Below are 4,858 nucleotides of genomic sequence, written 5' to 3' on the forward strand. Positions count from 1 at the left end.
CGCGCTGGAGGCTGGACTCGCCCCGGCCGGTGAGCGCCGACTCCAGCGCGGTCAGCTGGGCCGAGGGGAGGTGCGGCGCGATCTCGTCCAGGACCAGCCCGAGGAGGTCGGCCAGGGCGAGGAAGGGCAGATGCGATTCGGACTCGGTGGCCGAGCAGCGCAACACGGTGTGCGCGGTGGCACCGTATTCCTCGGCCAATGCCCGCAGGAAGGTCGATTTCCCTATTCCGGCCGGGCCGTGCACCAGCACACTGCCGCCCGAGGCGAGCTGTTCCTTCGCGTCGGCGAACAGTTCCTCGCGGCCGATGAGCAGGTCGGGGCGGCATCGGGCAGGCTCCTGGAAGTCCCGTCGCACGGTTCGCCCGCTCCCCTCGTGTGTCGTGTCCGGGCCAAATTCTAGGCAACGGAGCCCGGAATTCGTCGAGAAGTCGTGGTGAGGGAAATAACAGCCCGTCAAGCATCGTCAAATTCAAAGCGGGCCTATGTGAATGGCATGTTTCGTCGGCGGTTGCCGGGGGACCGGAGTGTCCGGTTCCGGCCCCTAGGGGAGAACCCCGGCCCGGCGAGCCGCCGTCACCGCCTCCCCCCTGGTGTGCGCGCCCAGTTTGCGCATCGCCGCGCGCAGATAGCCCTTCACCGTCTCCGGGCGCAGGCCCAGCCGGTCGGCGACGGCCGCGTTGGTGGCGCCGGTCGCCACCCAGGTCAGCACGTCCAGCTCGCGCGGGGCCAGCGCCGGACTTCCCTGCGGCGCCGGTGCGGTCAGCAGGGCACAGGCCGCCAGCAGTTCGGCGCGCAGCTCCGGGTCCGCGATGCGCGGGGCCAGCGCCCGCAGCGCCGCGTGCGCCTCCCGTACGTGCTCCTGGCCGGCCCCCGGTTCCGGTACGGCGGGCCGGAGCGCGGCCAGCAGACCCCGCGCCTCGTCCCGTACCGCGAGCGCCCGCTCGACCTCACGCGCCGCCGCCACCGCACCGCCGAGCGCCCGGTCGCCCAGGGGCTGGGCGGTGCGCAGCGCGCCGTACAACACCCCCCGCACCCGGTGCCCCACCACCAGCGGCACCGCGAGCACCGAGCGCAGGCCCTCGGCGGCCACCGGGGCGTCGTACTCGTGGCTGATCCGGCGGGAACTGGAGTAGTCCGGCACCGCGCAGGCCCGGCCCAGCGCCACCGCCCGGCCGCCGAGTCCGGTGCCGGAGGTCACCACCAGCGAGCGCAGCGCGGCCGTGGCGGTGCCGCTCAGCTCGCTGATCCGGATCTGCGCGGCACCGGGGCCGACCGCTCCGCCGAACGCGACCGGCAGCCCCGTCGCGCGCCGCAGCCCGGCCAGCGCACCCCGAATCTCCGCCGTCGCCACGGCATCTGCTGCCACCTTCTCGCTCCTTCGTGCCGCCACCCCCGTTCGGGGGTGGTGAGACCCGCATCACGGATTAGACGATGGGGGAGAGCCGCCCGGCAATGGTCCGGGACGCGGGAGTGCGCCGACGGTGGACGGCCGCGGCAGCGAGGAGGACACGGATGACGACCCCGACGGAGCTGTTCCGCAGCGCCCGCGATTTCCTGCTGGAGCACCGGGAGGACTACCAGGGTGCCCGCGACGGCTTCCGCTGGCCCGAGTTCGAGCACTTCAACTGGGCACTGGACTGGTTCGACGTGATCGCGGAGGGCAACGACCGCACCGCCCTGCACATCGTGGAGGAGGACGGCGGCGAGACCCGGCTCTCCTTCGCCGAACTGTCCGACCGCTCCGACCGGGTGGCCAACCACCTGAAGGCGCTGGGCGTCGGCGCGGGGGACCGGGTCCTCGTCATGCTCGGCAACCAGGCCGAGCTGTGGGAGACCATGCTCGCCGCGATGAAGCTGCGTGCCGTGGTCATCCCGGCCACCCCGCTGCTCGGCCCCGCCGACCTGCGGGACCGGGTCGACCGGGGCGAGGTCGCGCATGTGATCGCACGCGCCGAGGACACCGCCAAGTTCGACGAGGTCCCCGGCACCTACACCCGGATCTCGGTCGGCGGGCTGCCCGAGGAGGCGTGGGAGCCCTACGAGGACGCCTACGCGGTGCCCGGCGGGTTCCTGCCCGACGGGCCGACCCTCGCCGACGACCCGCTGATGCTCTACTTCACCTCCGGCACCACCGCCCGCCCCAAGCTGGTCGAGCACACCCACACCTCGTACCCGGTCGGTCATCTCGCCACCCTGTACTGGATCGGCCTCCGGCCCGGCGACGTCCACCTCAACATCTCCTCGCCCGGCTGGGCCAAGCACGCCTGGTCCAACCTGTTCGCACCCTGGAACGCCGAGGCGACCGTCTTCGTCGTCAACTACTCCCGCTTCGACGCCGCCCGGCTGATGGCCGAGATGGACCGGGCCGGGGTCACCACCTTCTGCGCGCCGCCCACCGTGTGGCGGATGCTGATCCAGGCCGACCTGACCCAGCTCGCCACCCCGCCCCGCGAGGCCGTCGCTGCCGGGGAGCCGCTCAACCCCGAGGTGGTCGAACAGGTCCGGCGGGCCTGGGGCGTGACCGTGCGGGACGGGTTCGGGCAGACCGAGACGGCCGTGCAGATCTCCAACAGCCCTGGTCAGGAGCTGCGTTCGGGCTCCATGGGCCGGCCGAGCCCCGGCTACCGCGTCGAACTCCTCGACCCGGTCACCGGCGCACCCGGCGCCACCGAGGGCGAGATCGCGCTCGACCTCTCCGCGCGGCCCGTCGGCCTGATGACCGGCTACCACGGCGACCCCGAGCGCACCGCCGAGGCGATGGCCGACGGCTACTACCGCACCGGCGACATCGGCTCCCGCGATGCCGACGGGTACGTCTACTACACGGGCCGAAGCGATGACGTCTTCAAGGCCAGTGACTACAAGATCAGCCCCTTCGAGCTGGAGAGCGCGCTGCTGGAGCACGAGGCGGTGGCCGAGGCGGCCGTGGTGCCCGCGCCCGACGACCTCCGGCTCGCGGTGCCGAAGGCGTACGTGGTGCTCGCCGAGGGCTGGGAGCCCGGACCCGGTACCGCCAAGGCGCTCTTCGAGCACTCCCGTGAGGTGCTCGCGCCGTACAAGCGGCTGCGCAGGCTGGAGTTCGGGCCGCTGCCCAAGACCGTGTCCGGCAAGATCCGCCGCATCGAGCTGCGCGAGGCCACGGCCGCGGGCTCGGCCGACGAGTACCGCGAGGAGGACTTCCGGTGACCCTGTCCTACACGCACGGCACCGGCGGCACCGCCCTGCTCGGTGACACCATCGGCGCCAACCTCGCGCGGACGGCGACCACTTGGCCGGACCGGGAGGCCCTGGTCGACGTGCCCGCCGGGCGCCGGTGGACCTACGCCCAGTTCGCCGCCGACGTCGAGCGGCTGGCGTGCGCGCTGCTGGCCTGCGGGGTGGCCAAGGGCGACCGGGTGGGCGTCTGGGCGGTCAACCGGGCGGAGTGGGTGCTCGTCCAGTACGCCACCGCGCGGGTCGGCGCGATCATGGTCAACGTCAACCCGGCCTACCGCACCCACGAGGTGGAGTACGTCCTCCGGCAGGCCGGGGTCTCCCTGCTGTTCGCCTCCACCGAGCACAAGGGCAGCGACTACCGGGCGATGGTGGACGAAGTGCGCCCGAAACTGCCGGAACTGCGGCGGACGGTGTACTTCGGGGACCCGGGCTGGGAGGAGTTCACCGCGCTCGGCGCCGAGGTCTCCGTACAGCGACTGCACGCCCGGGAAGCCGAGTTGTCCTGTGACGACCCGATCAACATCCAGTACACCTCGGGCACCACCGGCTTCCCGAAGGGCGCCACCCTCTCCCACCACAACATCCTCAACAACGGCTTCTTCGTGGGGGAGCTGGTCGCCTACACCGAGCAGGACCGGATCTGCGTACCCGTCCCGTTCTACCACTGCTTCGGCATGGTGATGGGCAACCTCGCGGCCACCTCCCACGGCGCCTGCATCGTCATCCCGGCCCCGTCCTTCGAGCCCAGGGCCACCCTGGAGGCGGTCCAACGGGAGCGGTGCACCTCGCTGTACGGGGTGCCCACGATGTTCATCGCCGAGCTGAACCTCCCCGAGTTCGCGGAGTACGACCTCTCCACCCTGCGCACCGGCATCATGGCGGGCTCGCCCTGCCCGGTGGAGGTGATGAAGCGGGTGGTCGCCGAGATGCACATGGCCGAGGTGTCCATCTGCTACGGCATGACCGAGACCTCCCCGGTCTCCCTCCAGACCCGCGTCGAGGACGACCTGGAGCACCGCACCGGCACGGTCGGCCGCGTCCTGCCGCATCTGGAGGTCAAGGTGGTCGATCCGGCCACCGGCATCACGCTGCCGCGCGGCGAGGCGGGCGAGCTCTGCACCCGTGGCTACAGCGTCATGCTCGGCTACTGGGAAGAGCCCGGTAAGAGCGCCGAGGCCATCGACAGCGGCCGCTGGATGCACACCGGCGACCTCGCCGTGATGCGGGAGGACGGCTATGTGGAGATCGTCGGGCGCATCAAGGACATGATCATCCGGGGCGGCGAGAACATCTACCCCCGCGAGATCGAGGAGTTCCTCTACGCCCACCCCAAGATCCGGGACGTCCAGGTGGTCGGCGTGCCGCACGAGCGGTACGGCGAGGAGGTCCTCGCGTGTGTCATCCCGCTCGACCCGGCCGACCCGCTCACGCTGGACGAACTGCGGGCCTTCTGCCGGGACCGGCTCGCCCACTACAAGATCCCGAGCCGGCTCCGGCTCCTGGACGCCTTCCCGATGACGGTGTCCGGCAAGGTCCGCAAGGTGGAGCTGCGCCGCGGCCACGGCTCCTGACGTGCTTGCGGGGCGCGGTCGCCCCCGTTGCCTTCCGGCCGAGACCGCGCCCCACAAGTCCCCCGTCCGCA

Annotated in this window: 4 protein-coding genes; 2 read left to right on the forward strand and 2 right to left on the reverse strand. The window is 71.9% G+C overall.

The window, feature by feature from the left end; genetic code table 11:
- A partial coding sequence (locus CCN33_RS04355; protein ID WP_140394465.1) for an ATP-binding protein occupies nucleotides 1-355 on the reverse strand: 355 nt, incomplete at its 3' end.
- Nucleotides 356-541: 186 nt separating this feature from the next.
- The gene (locus CCN33_RS04360) at nucleotides 542-1,366 is read right to left on the reverse strand and encodes a LuxR C-terminal-related transcriptional regulator (RefSeq protein WP_086691282.1); all 825 of its coding nucleotides are present in this window, start codon (nucleotides 1,364-1,366) and stop codon (nucleotides 542-544) included.
- Between the two features lie 146 nt (nucleotides 1,367-1,512).
- Between CCN33_RS04360 and CCN33_RS04365 the strand changes: the two genes are divergently transcribed.
- Together CCN33_RS04365 and CCN33_RS04370 are read left to right on the forward strand one after the other, a co-directional pair.
- Complete coding sequence (locus tag CCN33_RS04365) at nucleotides 1,513-3,186, forward strand: AMP-binding protein (protein WP_086691284.1); 1,674 nt, start codon at nucleotides 1,513-1,515, stop codon at nucleotides 3,184-3,186.
- Nucleotides 3,187-3,188: 2 nt separating this feature from the next.
- Nucleotides 3,189-4,787 (forward strand): AMP-binding protein, encoded by a 1,599-nt coding sequence (locus tag CCN33_RS04370; RefSeq protein ID WP_086691286.1) that lies wholly within the window; start codon nucleotides 3,189-3,191, stop codon nucleotides 4,785-4,787.
- Nucleotides 4,788-4,858 lie beyond the last annotated feature (71 nt).

The sequence above is a fragment of the Streptomyces recifensis genome (genome assembly GCF_002154615.1).
GTDB classification, from domain to species: Bacteria; Actinomycetota; Actinomycetes; order Streptomycetales; family Streptomycetaceae; genus Streptomyces; species Streptomyces griseoluteus.

What these genes read in the sequence shown, in the direction of transcription:
- CCN33_RS04365 (WP_086691284.1), top strand. Translation starts at nt 1,513, where the DNA reads ATGACGACCCCGACGGAGCTGTTCCGCAGCGCCCGCGATTTCCTGCTG.